26 protein-coding genes are annotated in these 25,032 nt (G+C 65.9%); 13 read left to right on the forward strand and 13 right to left on the reverse strand.

All coding sequences use genetic code 11. From position 1 onward, the window contains the following. Nucleotides 1-180: 180 nt before the first annotated feature. Nucleotides 181-1,164, forward strand: coding sequence for a complex I NDUFA9 subunit family protein (locus PVW46_RS09690; protein WP_069210547.1), 984 nt, complete (start codon nt 181-183; stop codon nt 1,162-1,164). Between the two features lie 71 nt (nt 1,165-1,235). On the opposite strand, the gene PVW46_RS09695 is transcribed toward PVW46_RS09690, so the two are convergent. The 4 genes from PVW46_RS09695 to PVW46_RS09710 form a co-directional block, all read right to left on the reverse strand. Further along, nucleotides 1,236-1,499, reverse strand: a complete 264-nt coding sequence (locus PVW46_RS09695; RefSeq protein WP_043140569.1) for a DUF6455 family protein — start codon at nt 1,497-1,499, stop codon at nt 1,236-1,238. Between the two features lie 10 nt (nt 1,500-1,509). Beyond that, a complete protein-coding gene (locus PVW46_RS09700; RefSeq protein WP_069210548.1) occupies nt 1,510-1,815 on the reverse strand; it encodes a DUF6455 family protein in 306 nt (101 codons plus the stop codon). A gap of 3 nt (nt 1,816-1,818) precedes the next feature. Next, nucleotides 1,819-2,070, reverse strand: a complete 252-nt coding sequence (locus tag PVW46_RS09705; RefSeq protein WP_069210549.1) for a DUF6455 family protein — start codon at nt 2,068-2,070, stop codon at nt 1,819-1,821. A gap of 109 nt (nt 2,071-2,179) precedes the next feature. Then, entirely contained in the window at nt 2,180-2,887 is a 708-nt protein-coding gene (locus PVW46_RS09710) for a M48 family metallopeptidase (protein WP_069210550.1), read from the reverse strand. Nucleotides 2,888-2,998: 111 nt separating this feature from the next. Here PVW46_RS09710 and PVW46_RS09715 point away from each other — a divergent pair, with 111 nt between their 5' ends. Both PVW46_RS09715 and PVW46_RS09720 read left to right on the forward strand, forming a co-directional pair. After that, on the forward strand, nt 2,999-3,397 hold the full coding sequence (locus PVW46_RS09715; protein WP_069210551.1) for a thiol-disulfide oxidoreductase DCC family protein: 399 nt from the start codon (nt 2,999-3,001) through the stop codon (nt 3,395-3,397). Nucleotides 3,398-3,406: 9 nt separating this feature from the next. Next, nucleotides 3,407-3,637, forward strand: a complete 231-nt coding sequence (locus PVW46_RS09720; RefSeq protein ID WP_043140582.1) for a DUF8831 family protein — start codon at nt 3,407-3,409, stop codon at nt 3,635-3,637. Between the two features lie 8 nt (nt 3,638-3,645). Here PVW46_RS09720 and PVW46_RS09725 read toward each other — a convergent pair whose 3' ends face one another. After that, on the reverse strand, nt 3,646-3,903 hold the full coding sequence (locus PVW46_RS09725; protein WP_069210603.1) for a DUF167 domain-containing protein: 258 nt from the start codon (nt 3,901-3,903) through the stop codon (nt 3,646-3,648). Nucleotides 3,904-4,000: 97 nt separating this feature from the next. Here PVW46_RS09725 and PVW46_RS09730 point away from each other — a divergent pair, with 97 nt between their 5' ends. Both PVW46_RS09730 and PVW46_RS09735 read left to right on the forward strand, forming a co-directional pair. Continuing rightward, the gene (locus tag PVW46_RS09730) at nt 4,001-4,579 is read left to right on the forward strand and encodes a nitroreductase family protein (RefSeq protein WP_069210552.1); all 579 of its coding nucleotides are present in this window, start codon (nt 4,001-4,003) and stop codon (nt 4,577-4,579) included. Beyond that, nucleotides 4,576-5,268, forward strand: coding sequence for an EI24 domain-containing protein (locus PVW46_RS09735; protein ID WP_069210553.1), 693 nt, complete (start codon nt 4,576-4,578; stop codon nt 5,266-5,268). The genes PVW46_RS09730 and PVW46_RS09735 overlap by 4 nt, the downstream gene beginning before the upstream one ends. A gap of 14 nt (nt 5,269-5,282) precedes the next feature. On the opposite strand, the gene PVW46_RS09740 is transcribed toward PVW46_RS09735, so the two are convergent. Together PVW46_RS09740 and mce are read right to left on the reverse strand one after the other, a co-directional pair. Next, the gene (locus PVW46_RS09740) at nt 5,283-5,573 is read right to left on the reverse strand and encodes a DUF1467 family protein (RefSeq protein ID WP_069210554.1); all 291 of its coding nucleotides are present in this window, start codon (nt 5,571-5,573) and stop codon (nt 5,283-5,285) included. Next, a complete protein-coding gene (mce, locus tag PVW46_RS09745; RefSeq protein ID WP_043140590.1) occupies nt 5,573-5,977 on the reverse strand; it encodes a methylmalonyl-CoA epimerase in 405 nt (134 codons plus the stop codon). The genes PVW46_RS09740 and mce overlap by 1 nt, the downstream gene beginning before the upstream one ends. Before the next feature lie 132 nt (nt 5,978-6,109). Between mce and PVW46_RS09750 the strand changes: the two genes are divergently transcribed. After that, the gene (locus PVW46_RS09750) at nt 6,110-6,826 is read left to right on the forward strand and encodes a response regulator transcription factor (RefSeq protein WP_043140593.1); all 717 of its coding nucleotides are present in this window, start codon (nt 6,110-6,112) and stop codon (nt 6,824-6,826) included. A gap of 9 nt (nt 6,827-6,835) precedes the next feature. Here PVW46_RS09750 and PVW46_RS09755 read toward each other — a convergent pair whose 3' ends face one another. The 3 genes from PVW46_RS09755 to aspS form a co-directional block, all read right to left on the reverse strand. Beyond that, a complete protein-coding gene (locus PVW46_RS09755) occupies nt 6,836-8,059 on the reverse strand; it encodes a DUF1501 domain-containing protein (RefSeq protein ID WP_069210555.1) in 1,224 nt (407 codons plus the stop codon). A gap of 3 nt (nt 8,060-8,062) precedes the next feature. Beyond that, nucleotides 8,063-9,439 (reverse strand): DUF1800 domain-containing protein, encoded by a 1,377-nt coding sequence (locus PVW46_RS09760; protein ID WP_274575778.1) that lies wholly within the window; start codon nt 9,437-9,439, stop codon nt 8,063-8,065. Nucleotides 9,440-9,548: 109 nt separating this feature from the next. Beyond that, complete coding sequence (gene aspS, locus PVW46_RS09765; RefSeq protein ID WP_069210557.1) at nt 9,549-11,330, reverse strand: aspartate--tRNA ligase; 1,782 nt, start codon at nt 11,328-11,330, stop codon at nt 9,549-9,551. Between the two features lie 154 nt (nt 11,331-11,484). Here aspS and PVW46_RS09770 point away from each other — a divergent pair, with 154 nt between their 5' ends. Further along, the gene (locus PVW46_RS09770) at nt 11,485-12,714 is read left to right on the forward strand and encodes an SAM-dependent methyltransferase (RefSeq protein ID WP_069210558.1); all 1,230 of its coding nucleotides are present in this window, start codon (nt 11,485-11,487) and stop codon (nt 12,712-12,714) included. Between the two features lie 13 nt (nt 12,715-12,727). Here PVW46_RS09770 and PVW46_RS09775 read toward each other — a convergent pair whose 3' ends face one another. Next, nucleotides 12,728-13,402, reverse strand: a complete 675-nt coding sequence (locus PVW46_RS09775) for a CPBP family intramembrane glutamic endopeptidase (RefSeq protein WP_069210559.1) — start codon at nt 13,400-13,402, stop codon at nt 12,728-12,730. Between the two features lie 166 nt (nt 13,403-13,568). Here PVW46_RS09775 and carB point away from each other — a divergent pair, with 166 nt between their 5' ends. Beyond that, a complete protein-coding gene (gene carB, locus PVW46_RS09780) occupies nt 13,569-16,940 on the forward strand; it encodes a carbamoyl-phosphate synthase large subunit (protein WP_069210560.1) in 3,372 nt (1,123 codons plus the stop codon). Nucleotides 16,941-17,071: 131 nt separating this feature from the next. Here carB and PVW46_RS09785 read toward each other — a convergent pair whose 3' ends face one another. Next, complete coding sequence (locus tag PVW46_RS09785; RefSeq protein WP_069210561.1) at nt 17,072-17,827, reverse strand: DUF3592 domain-containing protein; 756 nt, start codon at nt 17,825-17,827, stop codon at nt 17,072-17,074. A 311-nt stretch (nt 17,828-18,138) separates the two neighbouring features. Here PVW46_RS09785 and gpmI point away from each other — a divergent pair, with 311 nt between their 5' ends. The 5 genes from gpmI (at nt 18,139) to PVW46_RS09810 (ending at nt 23,291) form a co-directional block, all read left to right on the forward strand. Then, a complete protein-coding gene (gene gpmI / locus PVW46_RS09790; RefSeq protein ID WP_069210562.1) occupies nt 18,139-19,644 on the forward strand; it encodes a 2,3-bisphosphoglycerate-independent phosphoglycerate mutase in 1,506 nt (501 codons plus the stop codon). Further along, a complete protein-coding gene (locus PVW46_RS09795) occupies nt 19,641-20,753 on the forward strand; it encodes a murein hydrolase activator EnvC family protein (RefSeq protein WP_069210563.1) in 1,113 nt (370 codons plus the stop codon). The genes gpmI and PVW46_RS09795 overlap by 4 nt, the downstream gene beginning before the upstream one ends. Nucleotides 20,754-20,760: 7 nt before the next feature. After that, a complete protein-coding gene (locus tag PVW46_RS09800) occupies nt 20,761-22,101 on the forward strand; it encodes a S41 family peptidase (RefSeq protein ID WP_043140618.1) in 1,341 nt (446 codons plus the stop codon). Nucleotides 22,102-22,320: 219 nt separating this feature from the next. Further along, nucleotides 22,321-22,806 (forward strand): RNA pyrophosphohydrolase, encoded by a 486-nt coding sequence (locus PVW46_RS09805; protein ID WP_069210564.1) that lies wholly within the window; start codon nt 22,321-22,323, stop codon nt 22,804-22,806. Continuing rightward, a complete protein-coding gene (locus tag PVW46_RS09810; RefSeq protein WP_083242403.1) occupies nt 22,806-23,291 on the forward strand; it encodes a hypothetical protein in 486 nt (161 codons plus the stop codon). Before PVW46_RS09805 ends, PVW46_RS09810 begins: the two co-directional genes overlap by 1 nt. A 103-nt stretch (nt 23,292-23,394) precedes the next feature. On the opposite strand, the gene PVW46_RS09815 is transcribed toward PVW46_RS09810, so the two are convergent. Beyond that, entirely contained in the window at nt 23,395-24,864 is a 1,470-nt protein-coding gene (locus PVW46_RS09815) for a lytic murein transglycosylase (RefSeq protein ID WP_274575783.1), read from the reverse strand. Nucleotides 24,865-25,032: the final 168 nt, after the last annotated feature.

Genomic DNA, 25,032 nt, shown 5'->3' on the forward strand with positions numbered 1-25,032 from the left:
GCGCGTCTACCAATTCCGCCACCTGGGCATCAGGAGCGTGAGGCAGGCGTTTAAAGGTGGTGCGAGGGGGTGTCAACGACGAATTTCAAGAAATCTTCACGCGGCAATGCGGCGCCTTGCGGGCGAGGCGCCGCGCCGGTATTCCTGCCGGGAAAGCTGGCTACAGGAGGGCGCGCCCCAATGTCCAAACTCGTCACCATCTATGGCGGCTCGGGATTCGTCGGACGCTATATCGCCCGTCGCATGGCCAGGGAGGGCTGGCGCGTCCGTGTCGCCTGCCGCCGCCCGAACGAGGCGATCTTTGTCCGGCCCTATGGCGTCGTCGGCCAGGTCGAGCCGGTCTTCTGCAACATCCGCGATGACGACAGCGTCCGCAGCGTGATGCAGGGGGCCGATGCGGTGGTGAATTGCGTCGGCACCTTCGACAAGGGCGGCAAGAACAACTTTGACGCCGTTCAGCACGAAGGCGCGGAGCGCATCGCACGCATCGCCGCCGAGGAAGGCGTTTCGCGGATGGTGCATGTTTCTGCCATCGGTGCCGATCCCAAGGGCAAGAGCCTTTACGCCAAGAGCAAGGGCAAAGGTGAGGAAGCCGTCCTTGAGCACATGCCGCAGGCCGTGATCCTGCGCCCGTCGGTGATTTTCGGCCCCGAGGACGCCTTTTTCAACCGCTTCGCCTCGATGACCCGCATGGGTCCTGTGCTGCCGATCGTCGGCGGCGCAACGAAATTCCAGCCGGTCTATGTGGACGACGTGGCGCAGGCCGCAGTCAAGGGCGTTCTGGGACAGGCAGTGCCAGGCATCTATGAACTGGGCGGTCCGGACGTGATGACCTTCCGCGAGCTGATGCAAGTGATGTTGGACGTGATCCGCCGCCGTCGCTTCGTGGCAAACATTCCCTTTTTTGCCGCAAGTGTCATTGCGGCGGTTTCGGATCTCGTGCAAAGCCTCTCGCTGGGCCTGATTCCCGCGCAGATCACCGCCGACCAGGTCCGCAGCCTGCGCCAGGACAACGTCACCGCCGAAGGCGCTCGGGGGTTCTCCGACCTGGGGATCTCGCCGATGTCCGTTCAGGCGGTGCTGCCGGACTATCTCTGGCGGTTCCGGCCTTCGGGCCAATACGAGGCGATCAAGGAATCGGCCCAGAACCTGCGGTCGCAATGACAGAAAAAATGGGGGCGGAAACGCCCCCTGCTTTCATTCTGGCCCGGGTGTCTCTTTCCCGCAGGTGACCGTCACTGGCGTCGCTGAAGCTCGGCCAGTATGGGGCCGTTGTAGCACCCCGGGGGCGGTGTCCCGGTCAGCGAGGTCTGGCGAGACAACCATTGCTCGCAGGCATCCACCAAGGCGCATCCACGACAGGCGGTGACCATCGAGGCATAGGCGCCCGGTGCCAGGCTGCCATCGTTCAACGCATCGCTGAGGTTCAGGCCCATGACCCGCGCAACGCTGCGTGTCATGAAAAAATGCCGGGCGGGGTCACCAAGCGTCAGTCCCATCTTTCTTCTCCTAGGACGTGGTGCCTTCCATCGCGTCTTGCAGCGCGGCAAGGCGTTTGCGGTTCAGACAGGTGCCGGGAAAGTTGCGCGTGTCGTCCACGGGCTTGTTCAGCCATTGACCGCAACCCTCGGACCAGGTGCAGCCCCGGCAGCGCGTGACGAGTCCCGCCCAATCCTCCTGCGTGAGCAGCCCGGCGTCCATCGCGCCGACCAGATCGACGCCGGTGGCCTTGGCCATGCGTTGGACCAGCCAGTAGTGCTCGGTTTCATCCCCCAAGACGGTGGGGCGGGTCGGGGCAGGGCGCGTTCCGTCCATCTCTCAACCCGCTTCCAGAGTCCGGAACAGGCCGGAGTTGCGGCAGAACGCGGGTGTCTCGGTGCCTTCGCGATTGCCCAGCCAGTGTGCGCAGGTCTCTGGCGACGTGCAGGCCGTGCAGCGCAACACCGCGTCCTCCAGTTCAGAGACCGTCAGCTTTCCGCGCATGATCTGTTCTTCAAGGTCTATCCCGCGGGCCTGCGCCATGTCATCGACCAGCGCCGCATGGCGTTTCAGTGTCGCTCTGCTCTGCATTGATCCGTCCCCTCTGTCCTCTGTCCTCTGTCGTCGAGGCAAAGCATGGCAGAGCGGGCGCGCGGTCGCCTTGACTCAGGTCAACGCAGGGTTGACGCAGGGTGAGGTGTCACTGTTGGCGCAGCGCCTTTTCCGTCTCGGCCACGATCTTGAGGCGGGCGGCATTGGGCGGGTGGCTGCCAAGGAACCTGTTGCCGGGATCGGGAATGCGCGCGAAAAACTCAGCCCCGCGCAAGGGATCGAAGCCGGCGCGATAGGTGATGATCGTGCCCAGCTGGTCCGCTTCCAGCTCGAACTCCTTGGAATAGGTGCGGGCGCCCACCGCTGCACCCAATTGTTCGGCATTGCGCACGGCCTCGGCCTCGGCCCCGCTGATGGCGGCAATCCCGGCAAAGACCACGGCGCCGATGGTGGCGCTCTGCTTGGTCTTGGCGAGATGGTCGAGTATGTGATGCGCGGCCTCGTGCCCCATGACAAAGGCCAGTTCGTCCGCGTTCCGGACCGAGTTGATCATGCCGATGTTGAAGGCCAGGATCGGTCGGCCGAACCGGTCGACGGTCTGGAAGGCATTGGGCGCCAGCTCGGCCCGGTCGTCGATCACGATCTGGAAATCGCAGTTCAGCCCCCGGGTCCGCTCGCGGCATTCGCGTTCCGCGACCGGCTCGACCGTCTGCACGACCTGCACGAATTGCCGCGCGGCGCGGTTGGCGCGCTGCTGGGCCTCGGATCCGCCCAGGGCACTGGGCGCGGGGGCCGGCAGGGGCGCGGCACAGGCGGACAGCAACGCAAGGGCGATGAGCGGCAACAGTCGGGTCATGGAAGGTCCGGAAAACGATGAGTGTACCTCGACCCTAAGCTGCCGCGACCTTCTGTTCCAGCCGGTCGCGATCAATTGGCAGTGTTGCGCCGGTGATCTAGGTTTCGGTGCATGACCGATAAGCCAACCGTGATCTACAACGACAGTTGCCCGATCTGTTCGCGCGAGGTGGCAGGCTATCGCCGCATGGCGGAACGTGACGGCGTCGAAGTGGGCTTTGCCGGGCTCTCCGAGGGCACGCATCAAGATCACGGGCTGACCCGCGACCAGGCGGCCCGCAGGTTTCATGTGGTCAAGGACGGCACGCTTTACAGCGGGTTGCCCGCCTTTGCCGTCCTCTGGGCAGAGATGCCGCGCCTGCGCTGGCTGGCCTGGCTGGTGCGCCTGCCGATACTGAGCCGCATTCTGGGCCTGATCTACGATCACCTCGTGGCCCCGGCGCTATATGCCCTGTACCGGCGGCGTCAGCGTCGTGCCGAATCGGTTTCCGGCAAGGGGCGCGCGGGCTAGGCTGACGACATGTACAGCGTAGAACATGACTTTGACGCCACCGTCGTGACCCTGGTGGACGAAGGCGGCCCGCCCCTGCAAGAGGACGTGGTCATCTCGGGCTTCGAGGATTGCATCACGGTCGAGCAATACGACCCGCGCACCGACAGGATGCAGCGGATCACCCTGTCAATTTCGCAGATGCAGGACCTGGTGGCGGCGGTGAACACGCCCGAAGGCGTCTATCGGCGCAAGGATTGAATCCCGGCTCAGTCGGCTATTCGAAACAGCTTGTCCCGCGCGGTCTCGCCGCGCACCAGTTCCAGCCGGCTTTTCGGCAGTCCCAGCGCCTTGGCCAGCAGCTTGATCACCGCCGCATTGGCCTTGCCGCCCTCCGGCACCGTCGTGACCGTGACGCGCAGGCTGTCCCCGTCTCGGATGACGGCATTGCGCGATGCCCTGGGCGTGACACGCACGGTCAGCGTGGCGCCCGGCACCGCAAGGTCGGAGAGATCTGGCTGTTTCATGCCCCCCGCATACAGGCTGCGCCGTGATGCGCAATATTCCCGGTTGAAACCCGGCGCCTGCGGCCTGACATAACGGCGGACGATGACAGGAGACGCCATGCCCATCCCGAACCCCGCTGCAATGGACTTTCTGCTGAGCCGCCGGTCGCGCCCGGCCAAGACGTTGAAGGCGCCCGGCCCCGACGATGCCGCGCTGATGCCCCTGTTGACGGCAGCGGCGCGGACCCCCGATCACGGCAAGCTGGAGCCCTGGCGGTTCATCGTGTTGCGGGCGCCCGCGATGCGGCGACTGGCGGATGCCGTGACAGAGTGCGGCACCCGGCTGGGCAAGAGTGGCGAGGACATCGCCAAGGCACGCGACGCATGGGAGCGCAGCCCGCTCTGCGTTGCCGTCGTCGAGGTGCAAAAGGACAGCCCCAAGATCCCGGCGCTGGAACAGACCTATTCGGCGGGTGCCGCCTGTCTTGCGCTGCTGAACGCGGCGCTGGCCTCAGGCTGGGGCGCGAACTGGCTGTCGGGTTGGGCCAGCCATGATCGCGGCTTTGTCGAGGGCGCACTGGGGCTTGGCGCAGATGAAAAGATCGCCGGGTTCATCCACATCGGAACCGAAGGCGCCACGCCGCCGGAACGTCCGCGCCCCGACCTTGACCAGATCGTCAGCTGGGTGTCGGAATGATCTTCGATGCCGTCAGCCGCGCCATGGCGCAAATGCCTGATCCGCGCTTTCGCGGCGTGCTGTTGCGCGGGATCGGGATCACGCTGGGGGCGCTGATCGCCGCCGTCGTGGTGGTGTTCAACGTGGTCGGCTGGATGGTCGGAGATGCCGTCACGCTGCCCTGGATCGGCACGGTGCAATGGCTCGACGACGCGGCAAGCTGGGCCTCGGTGCCGGTCATGCTGCTGTTGTCGGTCTTCCTGATGACGCCGGTGGCCTCGGCCATCATCTCGATGTTCCTCGAAGAAGTCGCGCAGGCGGTCGAGGACCGCCACTATCCCGGTTTGCCCGCCGCAACCCCGGTCAGCTTTTCAGATGGCCTGATGGATGCGCTGGGGTTCTTCGGGACAATGGTCCTGGCGAACCTGCTGGCGCTGATCGTCTACCTGATCTTCATCCCCTTCGCGCCCTTCATCTTCTGGGCGCTGAACGGGTTTCTGCTGGGTCGGGAATATTTCACGCTGGCCGCCATGCGCCGCGTCGGCCGGATCGAGGCACGCAAGCTGCGGCGCCGGCACATGCTGACGATCTGGGTGACGGGTGTGGTGATGGCGGTGCCCCTGACCGTTCCCATCGTGAACCTGCTGGTTCCCGTGCTGGGGGCGGCGGCCTTTACCCATGTGTTCCACCGGGTGAACCGCGCCCGCTAGGGGCGCGGTCCCAATCAGTTGACGTGCGAGCTGCCGTCCATCCGGTCGAACATCCAACCGTCGATGTCGCGCACCGTGATCACTTCGAAGACGATGATCGAGGCGATGACGGCCCAGAGCACGAAGGCGATGCCGGTCGTGATCCAGGCCTTGCGCTTGAGGTTATGCACCTCGGGGCTGCCGGCATGGGTGCCGGGCACAACGTCGCCCAGGTCTCCCTGGGTCTTCAGACGGATCGGGATGACGCAGAGGAACGTCATGAACCAGATCACGGCAAAGAGGACGATGGCCGAGGTGATCCCCATCAGACCTGCTCCAGTTCCACGAGGCAGCCGTTGAAGTCCTTGGGGTGCAGAAAGAGCACGGGCTTGCCATGTGCGCCGATCTTTGGCTCTCCGGTGCCCAGCACGCGGGCGCCGGTTTCCTTCAGGTGGTCGCGCGCCGCAAGGATGTCCTCGACCTCGTAGCAGACGTGGTGGATGCCGCCCGAGGGGTTCTTGTCCAGAAACCCCTGGATCGGAGAGTTTTCTCCCAGTGGATACAGCAGCTCGATCTTGGTGTTCGGGAGTTCGATGAAGATCACGGTCACGCCGTGGTCGGGCTCGTCCTGCGGCTCTCCGACCTTGGCACCCAGCGCGGTGCGGTACTGTGCGGCGGCGGCCTCTAGGTCGGGCACGGCGATGGCAACGTGATTCAGGCGTCCGATCATTTGTCTCTCCATGTCTGGCGTTGGCAGAGGTTATGGCGTGACGACACAGGCCGGACAAGCCGGTGCGACCCTTAACCGCTTGTTCACCTTGTCGGGGCCAATCTGGCAGGCGACTCGATGAGGAGCCCCGACATGGACGACTATGATCAACTCTCCCCGCACCTGCGTCCTACCGCGACGCGGCCCCTGCTTGGGCTGACCATCCTCGTGGTTGAGGACAGCCGGTACTCTTGTGATGCCATGCGCCTGTTGTGCCTGCGGTCCGGGGCGCGTATCCGCCGTGCGGACTGCCTGAAGTCGGCGCGACGGCACCTGCAGGTCTATCGGCCCAGCGTGGTGATCATCGACCTGGGCCTGCCGGATGGGTCGGGTGCAGACCTGATCGCCGAACTCAGCACGACCTGTCCGCGCGTAGATGTCCTGTTGGGCACCAGCGGCGACACCTTCGCCGAAGAAGTGGCCCTGGCCGCCGGTGCCGACGGTTTCCTGGGCAAGCCGATCTCTTCGGTTGTCGCCTTCCAGAACGCCATCCTGTCGGTCCTGCCCAGCGAACGGCGTCCCACCGGCCCGCGTCTTGTCTGTGACGATCCCGTGGTCCCCGATCCCCTGTCCTACCGCGATGACATGGCCCACGCGGCAGACGTGCTGGGCGACGCGCGCAACCCACAGACCTTGGCCTACCTGACGCAGTTCCTTGCCGGGGTCGCGCGCAGCGCGGGCGACGGCGTGTTGCAGCAGGCAGCAGAGGACCTGGCCGATGCGCGTGCGGCTGGCCGTCCGGTCAAGCCCGGTCTGGACCGTGTGTCTGCCCTGGTTCAGGACCGCGTGGCCGATCGCATGGCGATCTGACCGCCCGCACTACAACAACAGGCCCGGGTCGCTTCCCATGTCGAGTCCGGGAAAGACCGTGGTTTCCAGCGTGCTGCGAGCGATGCCGAATTGTCCGTGCAACAGCCAGGCCAGATGCGCCCGCAGGTCGCGGGTGGGTCTCAGGTCACGCCCTTCATAAAGCGCTCCGTCGCCCAGGCCGGGCCAGTCGGTGACGACACGGCCCCCGCGCAGGGCGCCACCGGCCAGTACCATTGCCCCACCGGTGCCGTGGTCCGTGCCTTCTGTCCCGTTCCAGCGCGCGGTCCGCCCGAATTCGGTCACCGCAGCCACCGTCGTCTTGCCCCAGGCCTCTGGTCCCAGGGCCTCTTGCAGGGCCAGAAGCGAGTCCGACAGCTGTTCCAGCGACAGGGCCAGGTGGCGCTCCTGCGACTTGTGCGTGTCCCAGCCGTTCAGGGAATAACAGGCGATCCGCGCCGCACCCCGCAATTGCGCACCGGCAAATTCCGCCAGCACACGGCCCGGTCGATGCCGGTCGCGCGGCGCCATCATGTCGTCCCGCATCGCGGCCATCATGTCGCCGGGGGTGCCCGAAAAGGCCAGCCCGTCACCGTCACCTCCCGCCAGTGCAAAGGCGCTTTCCAGCGCTGCGGCCATCGCAGGATCGGACTGCATCACCCGTTGGGTCAGCAGAATGGCCTGAGGCGACAGGCGCAGGTCCGCCTCCGGCGTCCAGCGGTTTACGGGCGCGGGCCCCGACAGGATGCGCAGCGGCTCGCTGCCGATGGCATAGGCGGTTTCCGCGCTGGCCCCGGGCAGATGCTGGACAAGACGGTTCAGCCAGCCATCATCGGGCAAGGGCGCGTCCGAGGCGGCCACGCCGGCCTCCAACAGGTCCTGGCCGTCGAAGTGGCTGCGCTTGTCGCGGTAGGGGATCGAGACCGCATGGGCGAAACCCAGGTCACCCGCCTGCCAGAGGGGGCGCAACGGGGCCAGGGCCCCGTGCAGCGCGAACCGCCCGTCTAGATCGAAGGCGCTCCCGTCCATGTCCGGTCCCGGCCGGCCTAGGGCGGCGAAATCCGGATCGCCATAGGGCGCCACCACGTCGAGGCCATCCATGCCGCCGCGCAGGATGATGACCACCAGCCGGGCATCGCCCGGCGTCGCGGCGAAGCTGACCGGCGTGACCAGCGGGCTGGCGGCCAGAGAACAGCCAAGGGCGGCACTGCGGGCCAGGAAATTGCGTCTGTCCATTGCTCACATCCTCTGAAAGGCGGGGGAGGCCAACACCACGCCGATCCCGTCGGCTCGGGTCTCGGCGGCGCCGGCGGCGAAGCGCACCTCGTCAGGGGCGCGCGACCCCAGCGCGGTTTCAACGAAATCGCGCGGGTCCGGCAGGGCCCCCAGCAGGGCCTGCGGCATGGTAAAGCCCCATTGCAGACGGGCGGCCAACCCCTGTGGTGTCAGCCAAGCATCATCCGCCTCGGGCAACCCGTCGGGGCCGGGTGGTTTCTGCCAGACCTGCCCCATCAGGCGCATCGGTTCGACCAGCGCGATGCCGACCCGCTTGCCCAGGATCTCGTGCGGGATGTCCAGCGCCCGGCAGGCCGAGGCGATGAAATCCAGCGGCTGCTTGGCATTGGCCGGGCGCGGGTCCCAGGCGGCCGGGTGATCCAGCATGGCCCGGTAGACCGCCATCAGCTCGCCGTCCGTGTTCAGCCAGGCGGTTTCCATCGCGCTGACCAGGTCCGCGTCGGGTGCATCCGCCACGAAATGCACGGCCAGCTTGCCCGCGACATGGCGAGCGGTCACCGGATGCCTGGCAAGGTCGCGCAGGGCGTCGTGAATATCCTCCAGCCGGGCGGGTTGGTCGCCGCCATAGCTTTTGCCCAGCACGGTCTCCGACCCGGGTTCGGCCAGCGGGCGGCGGAACTCGGTGCCGCCTTCGGGGGTGAAGGCGAGCCCGGTCAGCAGTTCTGCCAGTTCGCGCACGTCGGTCTGCGTATAGGGGCCGTCCACGCCCAGCGTGTGGAGTTCCAGGACCTCGCGGGCCAGGTTCTCGTTCAGGCCCTTTTGCCCGGGGTATTTCAGTGCCTGCGGAGAGTTCGGCCCGGCCGAGGCGTGCTGGTCGAGGTAGTGCAGCATCAGGGGATGCGTCGTCACCGCGATCAACATGTCCTCGAACCTGCCGGCGAGATGCGGGCGGATGGCAGATTCGACGTAGGGTGACCCGGCCTGGATCATCACGTTGGCCTTGCCGCGCGCGGTGAAATGGTCGGCCCAAAAGCTTTCCAGCCGTTCGCGCAAAGGCGTCGGGCTGTTCACGCGGCGGGCGACATGGGCCACCAGCCACTCCGACTGCAACTTGCGGGCACTGCGTTTGAGTCGCTGGATTTGTTCAAGTGCCAGCCCCTCCGCCTCGGTGCCGCGCGTCAGGCGGCGGATGCGACCCAGCGTGTAGGCGTTGACGACCATGTCCCTGGAAAAGGCGTCGAACGCCATGATCGGAAAGCTCTGTGCCATTCCGTCTGGGGCGGTCAGCCCGTCCAGCAGCGCCTGCATGGAGGCGGGGGCGGCGATCCGGGGGGACCGGCCACAGCCAAAGCGGATTTCGGCAAGAACGGGGTCGAACATCTTGGGGCCTCAACGCTGTTAAGGCCCCTATACCGCAAGCGGGGCGTGCTTGCATCGCCCCGCACGATGTTGTGTCCGGCGCCTCGGCAAAAAGGCGCCTTTTGCGGCGTCAGTCCTGCGGAATGACGCGCAGGGACAGTTCCATAAGCTGATCCGACGATGGATCGGAGGGCGCGTTCATCATCAGGTCTTCGGCGCGCTGGTTCATCGGGAACATGATGACCTCGCGGATGTTCGCCGTTTCGGCCAGCAGCATCACCATCCGGTCGATGCCCGCGGCACAGCCGCCGTGCGGCGGGGCGCCGTAGTGGAAGGCGTTGTAGAGCGCGCCAAAGCGGTTCTTGACCTCCTCCTCGCCGTAACCCGCGATTTCGAACGCCTTCAGCATGACCTCGGGCTTGTGGTTCCGGATCGCGCCCGAGACCAGCTCGTAGCCGTTGCAGGCCAGGTCGTACTGGAAGCCCAGCACCTTGAGCGGATCGCCCTGCAGCGCCTCCATCCCGCCCTGCGGCATGGAAAACGGGTTGTGCTCGAAATCGACCTCGCCGGTTTCCTCGTCCTTTTCGTAGATCGGGAAATCCACGATCCAGGCAAAGGCAAAGCGGTTGGGGTCGATCAGCTTCAGCTCATGGCCCAGCACGTCGCGCGCCTTGCCCGCGATGCGCTGAAAACTGGCGGGCTTGCCGCCCAGGAAAAACGCCGCGTCGCCGACACCCAGGCCCAGCTGCTGGCGGATCGCCTCGGTGCGCTCGGGGCCGATGTTCTTGGCGAGGGGGCCTGCGGCCTCCATGCCCTCGCCCTGGTCGCGCCAGAAGATGTAGCCCATGCCCGGCAGACCCTCTTTCTGCGCCCAGGCGTTCATCCGGTCGCAGAACTTGCGCGAGCCGCCGCCCGGCGCCGGGATGGCGCGGATCTCGGTGCCCTCCTGTTCCAGCAGCTTGGCGAAGATGGCAAAGCCGGAACCGGCGAAATGCTCGGAGACCACCTGCATCTCGATCGGGTTGCGCAGGTCGGGCTTGTCGGTGCCGTATTTCAGCGCCGCCTCGGCATAGGGGATCTGCGGCCATGTCTCGGGTGCATCCACGGACTTGCCGCCGCCGAATTCCTCGAAGACGCCCGCGATCACCGGCGCCACCGTGTCGAACACGTCCTGCTGTTCGACAAAGGACATTTCCATGTCCAGTTGGTAGAAATCGGTGGGCGAGCGGTCGGCGCGCGGGTCCTCGTCGCGGAAACAGGGCGCGATCTGGAAATACTTGTCGAAGCCCGAGACCATGATGAGCTGCTTGAACTGCTGCGGGGCCTGCGGCAGGGCGTAGAACTTGCCCGGATGCAGGCGCGACGGCACCAGGAAGTCGCGCGCGCCCTCGGGCGAGGAGGCGGTGATGATCGGCGTCTGGTACTCGCGGAACCCCTTGTCCCACATGCGGCGGCGGATGCTGGCCACCACGTCGGACCGCAGCGTCATCGATTTCTGCATCGCTTCGCGGCGCAGGTCGAGATAGCGGTATTTCAGGCGCGTTTCCTCTGGGTATTCCTGGTCGCCGAAGACGATCAGCGGCAGTTCCTGCGCCTCACCCAGCACCTCGATGTCGCGGATGTAGACCTCGATCTCTCCGGTGGGCAGCTTGGGGTTCACCAGGCTGTCGGCGCGTGCCTTCACCGTGCCGTCGATGCGGATGCACCATTCGCTGCGCACCTTCTCGACCTGGGCAAACACCGGGCTGTCGGGATCGCAGAGCACCTGCGTCATGCCGTAATGGTCGCGCAGGTCGATGAACAGCACGCCGCCGTGGTCGCGGATGCGGTGCACCCAGCCGGCCAGCCGGACGGTATCACCCACCTGGTCCTTGGTCAGATCGGCACAGGTATGGCTGCGATAGGCGTGCATGTCGGGCCCCTTTGATATGCGCAAAAGTCAGGCGCCGATACATCCCGAGGGGCGGGGGAAGTCAAGGGAGACGGCTTTATTTGGTGAGAATCACCTGAGTCTGCTAATCATCAATGCCGGGAGGACGCGCCAAAACGTCGCAAGGGGGTTTGCCATGTGGGAGTCTCTGTTCCGCAACATGATGCGCCGGATGCTGCGGCACGGCCAGTTGACCGTGACCATGCCCGGCGGGCAATCGGAAACCTACGGGCCGGGCGGTGGCCCCGAGGCCCATATCATCCTGACCGAACCGGACACCGTGCGCCGGTTGCTGATGCGCCCCGGCCTGGCGTTGGGGGAATGCTATGCCGAGGGCACGCTGGAGGTCGAAGGCGATGACCTGCCGGGGCTTCTGGGGCTGTTCGTGCCCAGCGGCAACATCGCCGAACTGCCGCCCTGGTACGAACTGCCGCGCAGATTGCAAAGCGCTCTGCGAGGTTTCCTGCAGCGCAACACGCCGTTCACGGCCCGGCGCAACGTCGCGCATCACTACGATCTTTCGGACGATCTGTACCGGATCTTTCTGGATGCGGACATGCAGTATTCCTGTGCCTACTGGTCAAAGTCCGACATGACCCTGGAAGAGGCGCAGGCGGCCAAGAAGGCGCATATCGCTGACAAGCTGATGATAAAGCCGGGGATGCGGGTGCTGGACATCGGCTGCGGCTGGGGCGGCATGGCGCTGACGCTGGCACGCGACTACGGCGCGCAGGTGACGGGCGTGACGCTGTCGGAGAACCAGCTGGCCACGGCGCAGGCACGGGCGCATGTCGAGGGGCTGGAGGATCGGGTGCGCTTCCTGCTTCTGGACTATCGCAAGCTGGAAGAGCGATTCGATCGGATCGTCAGTGTCGGCATGCTGGAACATGTCGGCGCCCCGCATTACCGCGAGTATTTCGGCAAGGTACGCGACCTGATGGCCGACGACGGTGTCGCGCTGATCCACTCCATCGTCAAGAACGGCCCGCCGCGTCCCAACAACGCCTGGATCGACAAGTACATCTTTCCCGGCAGCTACGCCCCCTCCGCCTCCGAGGTCTATCGCGCGATCGAGGACAACTGGCTGCACCAGTGCGACGACGAGGCGCTGCGCATCCATTACGCCATGACGCTGCAGGCCTGGCGCGAGCGGCTGGAAGAGAACCGCGACCGGGTGGTCGAGATGTTCGACGAACGGTTCCTGCGCATGTGGCGGTTCTACCTGGTCTCGATGGAGGTCTCTTTCCGGCAGGGCAATCTGCATGTCCAGCAGTGGCAACTGGCCAAGTCCATGTCGGCGGTGCCGATCACCCGCGATTACCTGTACCCGGCGGCGCGGGCGGACTGGATGCGCGCGGCGGAATAGTGGTGGTGCGGTCTCAGAACGGACGCACCACGTTGCCCGAGTAAAAGAAGATGCCCAGCCCCAGCGCGAACAGGATCACCCCGGCGATGGAATGCAGTACCACCGCCTCTGCGAAACTTCCGCGCCGTTCATAAGCCCAGGCAAAGGCGAGCCCGCCGAAAAAGGTCATCCCGGCGACGATCCAGCTCCAGTACATCAGGTGGGCAAAGGAAAAGAGCGCGGCGTTCAGCACCAGTGGCGGCCATGTCCCACCGGGCAGGAGGCCGCCGTAGCGGCGAAAGAACAAGGGCCGAAAGACCAGTTCCTGCGGCAGGGCCGACAGGAATGGATAGAGCGCCGCGATCATCAGCATCAGCACCGGGTTTAGACGGATCAACGCAAAGGCGGCCTCTGGCGCGGTCAATTGCAGCACCGCGTAGCCCATGGTGGCCGTCACCGCCGCAAAGCCCGCCACCAGCCACCAGTCGATCCGCGCGGCGCCGCGCCGCAGCGAGCGCCAGTGAAACCCCGGCGTGATGTGCAGCAGGACCACCCCCAGCGCGGTGAACCCGAAAAGCAGCGGGAACATCATGTCCGCGGGAAAGGCCAGCGCGATGACCGCGGGAATCACCGCAAAGAAACAGGCGAACTCTACCCATAGCCAGGCGCGCCGAGTCTCTGCCCTGTCGTCCTCCGGCAAAATGGCCATACCCGCCGCATCCTTGTCCTGTACCCTGCTGTCAGATAGGTGCCCTGTGTCGCCGTACCACCCCGTTCGAGGCTTGCGCTTGAACCCGCGCTGCGTATAACGCCGACAATTTGCCAACAGAGTCCCCCGGAAACGCGCCATGCCGGGGCCCAGACGGAGCTGCCCGATGCCCAAGCGTACCGACATTCAGTCCATCATGATCATCGGAGCGGGGCCCATCATCATCGGCCAAGCCTGCGAGTTCGACTATTCCGGTGCCCAGGCCTGCAAGGCGCTGCGCGAAGAGGGCTACCGGGTGATCCTGGTGAACTCGAACCCGGCCACTATCATGACCGACCCCGGCCTGGCCGATGCCACCTACATCGAGCCGATCACGCCGGAAGTCGTCGCCAAAATCATCGAGAAGGAACGCCCCGACGCGCTTTTGCCCACGATGGGCGGGCAGACGGGCCTGAACACCTCGCTGGCGCTGGAAGAGATGGGGGTGCTGGAGAAATTCGGCGTCGAGATGATCGGCGCCAAGCGCGAGGCCATCGAAATGGCCGAGGACCGCAAGCTGTTCCGCGAGGCGATGGACCGCATCGGCCTGGAAAACCCCAAGGCCACGATCATCACCGCGCCCAAGAAGGACAACGGCAAGCGTGATCTGGAGGCCGGCGTCGCCCTGGCTCTGGAAGAGCTTGATGAGATCGGCCTGCCGGCGATCATCCGCCCCGCCTTTACCCTTGGCGGCACCGGCGGCGGCGTGGCCTACAACCGCGAGGACTATATCCACTATTGCCGCACCGGTATGGATGCCTCGCCCGTGGGCCAGATCCTTGTCGATGAATCCCTGCTGGGCTGGAAAGAGTATGAAATGGAGGTTGTCCGCGACAAGGCGGACAACGCGATCATCGTCTGTTCCATCGAGAACGTCGACCCGATGGGCGTGCACACCGGCGACTCGATCACCGTGGCGCCCGCACTAACGCTGACCGACAAGGAATACCAAATCATGCGCAACGGCAGCATCGCCGTCCTGCGCGAGATCGGCGTCGAAACCGGCGGTTCCAACGTGCAGTGGGCGGTGAACCCGGAAAACGGCCGCATGGTCGTGATCGAGATGAACCCGCGCGTGTCGCGGTCCTCGGCGCTGGCCTCCAAGGCCACGGGTTTCCCGATCGCCAAGATCGCCGCCAAGCTGGCCGTCGGCTACACGCTGGACGAGCTGGACAATGACATCACCAAGGTCACGCCCGCCAGCTTTGAGCCGACCATCGACTATGTCGTGACCAAGATCCCGAAATTTGCCTTCGAGAAATTCCCCGGTTCCGAACCCTACCTGACCACGGCGATGAAATCGGTGGGCGAGGCAATGTCCATCGGCCGCACCATCCACGAATCGCTGCAAAAGGCGCTGGCCTCGATGGAATCGGGCCTGACTGGCTTTGACGAGGTGGAAATCCCCGGCGTCAGTGTCGATCCGTGGTCGACCGCCCCGGAAAAGGCTGCCGTCATCAAGGCGATCAGCGAACAGACCCCGGACCGGATGCGCACCATCGCCCAGGCCATGCGCCACGGGCTGACGGACGACGAGATCCACGGCACCACCATGTTCGACCCTTGGTTCCTGGCCCGGATCCGCGAGATCGTCGAGGCCGAGCAGGAGGTCCGCGCCGAGGGGCTGCCGCAGGACGCAGAGGCGATGCGCGCGCTCAAGATGATGGGCTTTACCGATGCCCGCCTGGCCAAGCTGACCGGTTTTGCCGAAAAGGACGTGCGCGCACGGCGGCAGGCGCTGGGCGTCACCGCCGTCTTCAAGCGCATCGACACCTGCGCCGCCGAGTTCGAGGCGCAGACCCCCTACATGTATTCCACCTACGAAGAGCCCCTCATGGGCGAGGTGGAATGCGAGGCGCGCCCCTCCGACCGCAAGAAAGTGGTCATCCTGGGCGGCGGTCCCAACCGGATCGGGCAGGGGATCGAGTTCGATTATTGCTGCTGCCATGCCTGTTTCGCGCTGACCGACGCGGGCTATGAGACCATCATGGTCAACTGCAACCCGGAAACTGTCTCGACCGACTACGATACCTCGGACCGCCTCTATTTCGAGCCGCTGACCTTTGAACACGTCATGGAAATCCTGACGAAAGAGCAGGAAAACGGCACGCTGCACGGCGTCATCGTTCAGTTCGGCGGCCAGACCCCGCTGAAGCTTGCCAACTCGCTCGAGGCCGAGGGCATCCCGATCCTGGGCACCACGCCCGACGCCATCGACCTGGCCGAGGACCGCGAGCGGTTCCAGGCGCTGGTCAACCAGCTGGGCCTGAAACAGCCCAGGAACGGCATCGCCTCGACCGACGCGCAGGCGCTGGACATCGCCGAGGAGATCGGCTTTCCGCTGGTGATCCGCCCCTCTTACGTCCTGGGTGGTCGGGCGATGGAAATCGTGCGCGACATGGATCACCTGCGCCGCTACATCAAGGAGGCGGTTGTCGTGTCCGGTGACAGCCCCGTCCTGCTGGACAGCTACCTGTCCGGCGCGACAGAGCTGGACGTCGATGCGCTTTGTGACGGCGAAAACGTCCATGTCGCCGGCATCATGCAGCACATCGAAGAGGCCGGCGTGCACTCGGGCGACAGTGCCTGTTCGTTGCCGCCCTACTCGCTGGACGCCGACATCCTGGCCGAGATCGAACGCCAGACCCATGCGCTGGCCAAGGCGCTGAACGTGGTTGGCCTGATGAACGTGCAATTCGCGATCAAGGCCAACGCGGCGGGCGAAAACGAGGTCTACCTGATCGAGGTGAACCCGCGCGCCAGCCGCACGGTGCCTTTCGTCGCCAAGGCGACCGACAGCGCCATCGCCAGCATCGCCGCCCGCGTCATGGCCGGCGAACCGCTGACGGCCTTCCCCAAGCGTGCCGGTTACGAGGCAAGCATCGACTATGACACCGACGTGCCGATGGCTGATCCGATGACGCTGGCCGATCCGAACATGCCCTGGTTCAGCGTCAAGGAAGCGGTGCTGCCCTTCGCCCGTTTCCCCGGTGTGGACACGATCCTGGGCCCGGAAATGCGTTCGACTGGCGAAGTCATGGGCTGGGACCGCAGCTTTGCCCGCGCTTTCCTCAAGGCGCAGCTGGGGGCGGGAACGCATCTGCCGACGGAGGGCACGGTGTTCTTCTCGATCAAGGACGAGGACAAGACGCACCAACTGATCGAGACTGCGCGCATTCTCGTGGACCTCGGCTTCACCATCGTCGCGACCTCGGGTACGGCGTCCTTCCTGGCCGCGCATGACATCGCCTGCGAGCTGGTGAAAAAGGTCTACGAAGGCCGCCCGAACATTGTCGACCTGATGAAGGACGGCAAGGTTCACCTTGTCATGAACACCACTGAGGGGTCCGCGGCGGTCGAGGACAGCCGCGAAATTCGTTCGGTCGCGCTCTACGACAAGATCCCCTATTTCACGACGGCCGCGGGGGCACACGCCGCCGCGCTGGCCATGAAGGCGCGGGAAGAGGGCGAATTGGTGGTGAAGTCGCTTCAGGGGTGAGGTGCGGTTTCGACGCGAGCTGGGGGAACAATGACCCGCTCAGTTTCGTGCCGCCGCGTCCCGGGCCTGCCCCGGGACTTCGCGCCGCCTGCGGAAATATCAGCCGTTGAAACATCGGCGGACGGCGGCGTTTACCGCGCCGTCCGCCACCTCTGCACACCCCAGATCAGCCCGAAATTCACCAGTCCGAACCCCACCGGCGGCAACAGCATTGCCGCCATGCCCAGCGGCAGGCTCACCCAGCCTAGGTGCGGCAAGGCCCAGGCCTCGACGGCGTAGCGCAGCCAGATCGAGAGGGTAAAGAACGATCCCAGCGCGCAGAGCATAAGCAGCGCAGAGACCCACCTGACCCAGCGCGGCAGCGGCCCGGCCTTGGGACGGCGGTGGGTCACTTGTTGGGGCCCGTCCCGGACCTGATCCGGGACCTCGCCGCCGGCCACGCGCCGCGCGCGCCAGCGCCGTATCAGCGGCCAGATCAGGCACCCCGCGAAGAAGATCAGGAACATCCAGGCCAGCGCCAGGCTCCGGCTTTCGAACAGCGGGTCCACCAGCACGGTGTCTGGATCGTCCCGCAGGTAGCGTACCGGCACCTGCGCGCCGGGGTCGTGGGCGCGCAGGAAATCTCCGGTCACCTGCGCCTCGGCCGTGATGACCTCACCGTCTACGGAATAGCGGACCGTGGCATAGTGGCGAAAGCGCACCGGCTTTTCGGGCTGGCTCTGCGTACGCTGCGTGCGGCCGGAGACGAAGACTGCCGTGGTCTCAACCCCGTCGCGTTCGAACCGGGCGGTGCGCGACGAGGCGCTGTAGATCAGCGTGACAAGCAGGAGAAACAAAAGCGCCATCAACCCGGCGACAAACAGGGGAATCGGTTTGCGGGCACTCATCCTGTTCCCCCGGTTGCGGCACGTTGCGGGCGGGTCCTCTCGTCCAGACCATGCCTTCTTAGCACGAGTTCGGAGTACGGGAATACGGGGCTGCGCGCGGTCCGGATTTTCCGGCAGGTCGGCAGGATCTCGGACCGAACCCGGCGCCAATCCGCTCAGAAAGGATGCCGGTCCAGGCGGCATATGGGCAACCCCTTGGCATGGGGGCCCGCCGCTACGGCGCGGCGTGCCTTTCGCGCTGGCATACCCCCTCCACATCCCTCTCCGCCCCTGTTAAACCGCTGCTGAACGATCCTCGGAGGGCTTAGCCGATGAAACCCGTCATTCTCACGATCCTGGACGGCTGGGGCCTGCGCGAGGAGGAGGCGAACAATGCCCCCAAGCTGGCCCATACGCCCACGATGGACAGGCTGATGGCCAGCTGCCCCCATGCCACGCTGATCACCCACGGGCCCGACGTGGGCCTGCCGACCGGGCAGATGGGCAATTCCGAGGTGGGGCATACCAATATCGGCGCGGGCCGGGTGGTGGCGATGGACCTGGGCCAGATCGACCTGGCCATCGAAGACGGCAGTTTCTTTGACAATACGGCCATCCTGGAGTTTGCCGCCAAGGTGAAGGCTGCGGGTGGCCGGGCGCATGTCATGGGGTTGACCTCGGACGGCGGCGTGCACGCCCATACCGATCACATGCTGGCGGCGGCCAAGGTCCTGACCGACCAGGGGCTGCGGGTGGCGGTTCATGTCATCACCGACGGCCGCGACGTGGCCCCCACTTCCGCCGCGGATCAAGTCGCACGATTTGAAAAATCCCTGCCCGAGGGCGCAGAGATCGTCAGCGTCACCGGCCGCTACTACGCGATGGACAGGGACAATCGCTGGGACCGGGTGGAAAAGGCTTATCGCGCGATGATCGAGGGCGAGGCCCCCGCGCATCCCGACGCCGTGAGCGGCATCAAGGCCAGCTATTCAGCGGACAAGGCTGACGAGTTCATCCTGCCCTTTGTCATCGAGGGCTACGGCGGGATTGCCGAAGGCGACGGTGTCTTCTTCGTCAATTTCCGTGCCGACCGCGCGCGCGAGATCCTCGCCGCCATCGGTGCGCCGGATTTCGACGGGTTCGACCGCGAGAAACCGGACCTGTCCGGCCTGCTGGGGATGGTGGAATATTCCGACAGCCACAACGCCTACATGACGACGGCCTACCCCAAGCGAAAGATCGTCAACACGCTGGGCGAATGGGTGGCCAAGCACGACAAGACCCAGTTCCGCCTGGCCGAGACCGAGAAATATCCGCATGTGACCTTCTTCCTCAATGGCGGCAAGGAAGTGCCGGAACCGCACGAGGATCGGTTCATGCCCAAGTCGCCCAAGGTGGCGACCTATGACCTGCAGCCCGAGATGTCCGCCGGCGAGGTGACGGAGAAATTCCTGGGCGCGATCGACCACGGCTATGACCTGATCGTGGTGAACTACGCCAACCCCGACATGGTCGGGCATACCGGCGATCTGCAGGCGGCGATGAAGGCCTGCGAGGCGGTCGATGCCGGGCTGGGGCAGGTGGTCGACAAGCTGGAACAGACCGGCGGCGCGCTGCTGGTGATCGCCGACCACGGCAATTGCGAAACGATGGTCGATCCGGAAACCGGGGGGCCGCATACGGCGCATACGACGAACCTGGTGCCGGTGATCCTCTATGGCGCGCCCGGCGTGGAAAAGCTGCGCGATGGGCGGCTGGCTGACGTGGCGCCGACCCTGCTGCAGCTGATGGACCTGCCGCAGCCCGAGGAAATGACCGGGGAAAGCCTGATCACGTGAGACGCCTGGCCCTGATCCTCTGCCTGGTTGCCGCGCCGCTGGCCGCGCAGGACGCGGGGGACAAGGCGCGCGCCGCCGCCGAGGCGCTGGAGGCGGCCTCTGTCCTGCTGGACACCGCCGACGAGGCGCAGGACCGTGTGGCGGCCCTGACCGATACGGTGCGCGCCTACGAGGACGGGCTGACCGCCATGCGCGAGGGGCTGCGCGCGGCGACGATCCGGGAGACGGAACTCAGCCGCAAGCTGTCCGCGCAGGAGGCCGAGGTGGCGCGCCTGCTGGGCGCCCTCATGGCCGTGGGTGACCGCGCCGCGCCGCGCACGCTGGTGCATCCGGGCGGTCCCTTGGATGCCGCGCGTTCGGGGATGTTGGTAGCGGCATTGACGCCCGGTCTTGCCGCGCAGGCGGCAGAGCTGCGCGCCGATCTCGAAGAGGTCACGGCCCTGCGCGCCCTGCAACAGAATGCCGCCAACACACTGCAGGAGGGTCTGAGCGGCGTGCAGGCCGCGCGCACCGCGCTCAGCCAGGCGATCGCCGACCGCACCGATCTGCCCCGTCGCTTTACCGAGGACCCGATCCGGACCGAACTGCTGATCACCTCGACCGAGACATTGCAGGGCTTCGCCTCGGGCCTGGCCAAGATCACCGAAGACGAGACCGGCCCGCCGCTGCCGCCGATCACCGACCGCAAGGGCAGCCTGCCGTTGCCCGTGCGCGGGGTGGTTCTGCACGGGGCCGGGGACCGCGACGCGGCGGGCGTCGCGCGCCCCGGCGTCGTCATCGCCACCCGTCCCGGGGCACTGGTGACAACCCCGTCTGCCGCGACGATCCGCTATGCCGGCCCGCTGCTGGACTACGGCCTGGTGGTCATCCTGGAACCTCAGGCGGACCTGATGTTCGTGCTTGCCGGGCTGGACACGGTCTTTGGCGAGGCGGGGCAGGTCCTGGCCGCCGGGGCGCCTGTCGGGCTGATGGGTGGGCCTGCCGGCAACAATATGTCACCTTCGGGTGAGGGGGCTGGCGGAGACCGTTCGGAAACGCTCTATATAGAGGTCAGAGAGGGCGACGTGCCCGAGGACCCACTGCGGTGGTTCACAACCGACAAGGGATGATTGAGGTATGAGGAAATTCGTGATGGCCGCCGTCGGCGGCACCCTGGCGTCCATCGTGGCGACGACCCAATTGGTCGGGCCGTTGCTGGCGCAAGAGGGCAGCCGTCCGGAGAGCGTTTATGAGCAGCTCGACCTGTTTGGTGACATCTTTGAACGCATCCGCGCGCAATACGTCGAGGAAGTCGACGAAAAGGACCTGATCGAGGCCGCCATCAATGGCATGCTCACCTCGCTCGACCCGCATTCCAGCTACCTTGCCCCCGACGATGCCGCCGACATGCGCGTTCAGACGCGCGGCGAATTCGGCGGCCTGGGGATCGAGGTCACGCAGGAAGACGGCTTCGTCAAGGTGGTCTCTCCCATCGATGGCACCCCTGCGATGGAGGCCGGCATCGAGGCGGGTGATTTCATCACCCATGTCGATGGCGAAAGCGTGCTGGGCCTGACCCTGGACGAGGCAGTGGACATGATGCGCGGGCCGGTGGGTTCGGAAATCGTGATCACCGTGGTCCGCGAAGGCGTCGACGAGCCCTTTGACGTCTCGATCATCCGCGACACCATCAAGTTGACGGCCGTGCGTTCGCGTACCGAGGGTGAGACCGTCGTGCTGCGCATCACCACCTTCAACGATCAGACCTTCCCGAACCTCGCCGACGGCATCGCCAAGCAGGTCGAAGAGGCGGGTGGCATCGACAAGGTGAACGGCTTTGTCGTCGACCTGCGCAACAACCCCGGTGGCTTGCTGAACCAGGCGATCATGGTGGCCGATGCCTTCCTCGACAAGGGCGAGATCGTCTCGACCCGGGGCCGCGACCCGGCTGATGGCGACCGCTACAACGCCCAGCCCGGCGACCTGGCAGAGGGCAAGCCGCTGGTCGTGCTGATCAACGGCGGCTCGGCCTCGGCCTCCGAAATCGTCGCCGGTGCACTGCAGGATCACCGCCGCGCCATCGTTGTCGGCACCAAGAGTTTCGGCAAGGGCTCGGTCCAGACCGTGATGCCGCTGCGGGGCAACGGCGCAATGCGCCTGACCACCTCGCGCTACTACACGCCCTCGGGCCGGTCGATCCAGGCGCTGGGTGTCTCTCCGGACATCGTGGTCGCCCAGCCGCGCCGCGATCCGAACGCCGAACCCGCGGAAGAGCCGGCGGCCAACCCGTTCACCCGTTCCGAGGCCGACCTGCGCGGTCGCCTCGACAACGACTCGCTGACGCCCGAGGAAATCGAGCAGATCGAGCTTGACCGGGCCAAGGCCGAGGCCGCCGCCCGCCTGCGCGAAGAGGATTACCAGCTGGCCTATGCCATCGACATCCTCAAGGGCCTGTCGGCGCTGGGTCCCAAGGACTGAGGCTGTCCTGTCTCGAAACAGCTACACCGGCGGCCCCCTGGCCGCCGGTTTTCGTTTTCAATGTGCCATGGTCCGCGCGCCCGACCGCTTTGAAAACGGGTCCGGCGGGTGTATGCACGAGAAGGCAGGAGTGCCCGTGGATCCTGTACGTTTTGTACAAAACGTACGCGATTTCCGGAAAAACGTACAAAGAGGCCCAAGGTGAGCAAGACCCGCCCGATGACCCCCGAAGACATCGCCACCCTCCCCTACCGCCGCAACGTCGGCGTGATGCTGGTCAACGCCCAGGGCCATGCCTTTGTCGGCCAGCGCATCGACAGCGAGGTGCCCGCCTGGCAGATGCCCCAGGGTGGCATCGACAAGGGCGAGGACCCGCGCGACGCCGCCCTGCGCGAGTTGGAAGAGGAAACCGGCGTGAGTCGCGACCTTGTCACCGTCGAGGCGGAAACCGAGGGCTGGATCGCCTACGACCTGCCGCATGACATCGTGCCCCGGATCTGGAAGGGCCGCTACAAGGGGCAGGAGCAGAAATGGTTCCTGCTGCGCTTTCACGGCACGGACGACCAGGTGCGGCTGGATGCGGACGACCACCAGGAGTTCTCGGAATGGTGCTGGCTGCCCGCCGATGAGGTCGTGGAACAGATCGTGCCGTTCAAGCGTCCGGTCTATGAACAGGTCATCGCCGCCTTTCGGGATCACCTGTGATGCGCTGGCTGGCCCTGTCGCTATCGCTGCTGGCGGCCTCGCCGGCGCTGGCGCTTTCCTGTCGCCCGGCGGACCCGGTGCGCGATTTCAAGGCGGCCGAAGCGTCCGGCGATCGTTGGGGGATCGCCGTCGGCCGGCTCGATTTCGACGAGGGGCGCCTGCCCAGGGTCGACTGGGCCCGCCAGGACCGGGTGCCACCACGGACCGATCTGCGGGCACAGTTCATTGGTCATTCGCTGGACATGAACGGATTTGATACCCTGTTCCAGGCGAATGTGACCCTGCGGGTGCTCTGCTTCGGCCCCTGGTGCGCACATCCGAAAAGCGGTACGCGTTACCTGGCTTTCATCAAGCATGAAAACGGCAAGCGCGTGCTGCAGGCCGACCCCTGCGGCAGCTGGCTCTACCCGAACCCGCACCGGCATTATCTGGACCGGGTCCACAGCTGTTTTGCCGGTGGCCCCTGCGAGGAACGCGGGTTCTGATCCCCACGCCCCTGCTTCTTCTTGGCGGAAATACCCCCGGGGGGTCTGGGGGGCTGGCCCCCCAGCGGGTCGCTTGGCCGCAGGCCGGGCGAAAGCAGAAACCTCACCGCAGCCGCTTCAACACCGAGAGCGAGGCATAGCCGTCCGGCACCAGCCCCTGGGATCTCTGGTACTGGCGCACCGCCTCGACGGTCAACGGGCCGATCTTGGCGTCGATGCCCTCGGTGTCGAAGCCGGCGGCGGTCAGGCGCTGTTGCAGTTCGATGCGTTCCTCGAAACTCAGCGCCCGGTCGCCCCGGGGCCATTTGCCCTGGATCGCCTTGCCGCCCGCGATGCGGTCCGCCAGGTGGCCGACACCGATGACGTAGGCATCGGCGGTGTTGTAGGTCTCGATCACCTCGAAATTGTCGAAAACCAGGAAGGCCGCGCCGGTATGCCCGGCGGGTAGCAGCACCGAGGCCGGGCCGAAATCCCCGACCGGCTTGCCATCAATGTCCAGCACGCCCAGGTCGGCCCACTCCGAGGGCAGACGGGTCACCTCGCGCTTGGCCTGCATGTAGTCGAAGCCCTTGGGCACGCGGACCTCGACCCCCCAGGGCACGCCGGTCTTCCAGCCGTTGGATTTCAGGTAGTTGGCGGTCGAGGCAAGGGCATCGGCGGGGTCGTCGCCCCAGATGTCGCGCTTGCCGTCGCCGTCGTGATCCACCGAGAGCCGCTGGAACGAGCCGGGCATGAACTGGGTGTGCCCCATCGCCCCGGCCCAGGATCCGCGCAGGTTGGCCTGTGTCGTGTGCCCGTCCTGCAGGATTCTCAGCGCGTCGATCAGCTCTCCCTCGAAGAATTCGGCGCGCCGCGCGTCATAGGCGAGGCTGGCCATCGCCTCGATCACCGGGGTGCTGCCGCGAAAGGTGCCATAGGCGGATTCCAGACCCCAGATCGCCACGACGATCTCTTTCTGCACGCCGTATTCCGCCTCGATCTTGTCCAACAGCTTTCGGTGCTTTTTCAGGGCCGCCTTGCCGTTGCGGATGCGGGTCGCCGAGGCGGCGCTGTCGAGGTAGTCCCAGATCGTCTTGGTGAACTCGGACTGGTTGCGGTCGCGTTCCACCACCTTGCGGTCGAACTTTGCCCCCTTGAAGGCGGCATCGAAGACAGCCGGTTCGATCCCCTGTTCCAGGGCGCGGGGGCGAAACGCGCGCACCCAGTCGCGGAACCCGGCCTGCGTGCCGGTGATCCGGGCGGAATGTGCGGCCAGCGTTTCCAGCGCGGCAGGGCGCAGGACGGGGCGCAACGAGCCAGAAGGCGCCAGCAGGCTGGGCGTCAGCGTGGCGGCGCGGCTGACCACCTCCAGCTCATCCTCCGGCACGCCATCGACGATCAGCGGGCGATCCTCTACCTCGGGCGCCTCGCCGCGTCCGACGGGCCGGGGAGAGGCGGGAATGGCGCGGTCAGTCACGCGGGCCTCCAGTTCCCCACGCGCGACGGGGCGCAAGGAGACCTCGACCGCCTCCGCCGCCGCCAGCGGGGCGAAAAGGGCAAGGGCGATCAGCCCGGTTGTTGCGCGCCACATCATGGATCGGGTCCTGCTGCTCTTTGGTTTTACAAGAGATTAGCGTGCCCGGGCGCAATTGCGAAGCCATCCGCGACACCGCATGCAGATTCCCGCCGCCCCCGGTGGGGTGTTGCACGAAACATGGATATGCCCGGCGGCATGGACCATTCTGTTGGTATCCCGCCCAAG

Origin of the sequence: Mameliella sp. AT18, from assembly GCF_028807275.1 — a bacterium.
In the GTDB taxonomy this organism is placed as follows: domain Bacteria; phylum Pseudomonadota; class Alphaproteobacteria; order Rhodobacterales; family Rhodobacteraceae; genus Antarctobacter; species Antarctobacter albus.